Raw genomic sequence first — 625 nt, forward strand, 5'->3', positions numbered from 1 at the left:
CCTGTCCCGACCGCCCGCACGCGGTCGGAAGCAACATCCGCAGGCCCGGGACCGCTGGCCGTTGCGGTGTCCCCCGATCTCGCCACCGGCCACGCGGTCACCGACATCGCGCGGCGACCGCGACCTCGTGTTGCTTCGCGCCGACAGAACCCCCTCCGAACCCTGGAAGGACATCTGCCCATGACGAAGAAGAAGCGAGAGCTGCGACTGCCCGCGGGTTTCGACGCTGTCGAGGACATCCTCGGCCTCGACGCCGAAGGCTGTGTCGTCATCAGATTCGCCACTCACCACACGGCGGTGCTGACACCGTGCTGTCACGCCAGCGGCAAGGGCAGCGCCGATTCGATCTCCGGGGTCGTGTGCCGCGCCTGCTACCGCGACGTGCACCACAAACACGGCGGCATCGATGCCGAGATCGCCATCGCCCGCGACGACCTCGACATCGTCATCGATGGCGACCCCCCGAACCTCACCAGGCCCGCGGGCGCTTAGCCCCCGCTTTCGCCCCATCCATCGAAGTCCCGTCCCATGAGGCAGGGACCAGCCAGTCCAAAGCTGGCCGGTCCCTGCCTCTTTCACGATAGGAGCCCATCTCGATGCCCACCGACACCGACACGCCCACCAC

General features: G+C 67.8%; 1 protein-coding gene. It reads left to right on the top strand.

The window, feature by feature from the left end; genetic code table 11:
* The first annotated feature begins 180 nt into the window (after positions 1 to 180).
* Entirely contained in the window at positions 181 to 492 is a 312-nt protein-coding gene (locus HOV91_RS39240) for a hypothetical protein (RefSeq protein WP_043735709.1), read from the top strand.
* Positions 493 to 625: the final 133 nt, after the last annotated feature.

The sequence above is a fragment of the Nocardia barduliensis genome (assembly GCF_013315795.1).
GTDB lineage: Bacteria > Actinomycetota > Actinomycetes > Mycobacteriales > Mycobacteriaceae > Nocardia > Nocardia barduliensis.

Excerpts from the sequence above, each read along its gene's own strand:
- HOV91_RS39240 (WP_043735709.1), top strand. The coding sequence starts at position 181 with ATGACGAAGAAGAAGCGAGAGCTGCGACTGCCCGCGGGTTTCGACGCT.